The sequence below is a fragment of the Shewanella sp. S1-49-MNA-CIBAN-0167 genome (genome assembly GCF_040310145.1).
In the GTDB taxonomy this organism is placed as follows: Bacteria; Pseudomonadota; Gammaproteobacteria; order Enterobacterales; family Shewanellaceae; genus Shewanella; species Shewanella psychromarinicola.
This window is the reverse complement of sequence record NZ_JBEOPO010000514.1, coordinates 1-233: the sequence shown is the minus strand read 5'-3', so window position 1 is coordinate 233 and position 233 is coordinate 1. Positions and strand designations below refer to the sequence as shown.

General features: G+C 43.3%; 1 pseudogene. It reads left to right on the top strand.

Features of this window, described 5'->3' with window-relative positions:
• Positions 1–233: pseudogene (locus AAEZ00_RS22225) on the top strand (OsmC domain/YcaO domain-containing protein); the annotation flags it as partial.

Below are 233 nucleotides of genomic sequence, written 5' to 3'. Positions count from 1 at the left end.
CCCTAGCTTTGAAGTGGCATTAGAGCGCAGCTTAACCGAGTTATTACAAGGCCGCAGCTTTGAAGGCTTAAACGATGTGCCAAAGCCAACGTTTAACAGCATGGCAGTGACTGAGCCAGAAAACTTTGTTGAGCACTTTATTGATTCAACAGGGGTTATCTCTTGGCGTTTCTTTAGCAGTAAGTTTGATTACGAATTCTGTGAATGGGACTTTACTGGTACTAGTGAAGAAG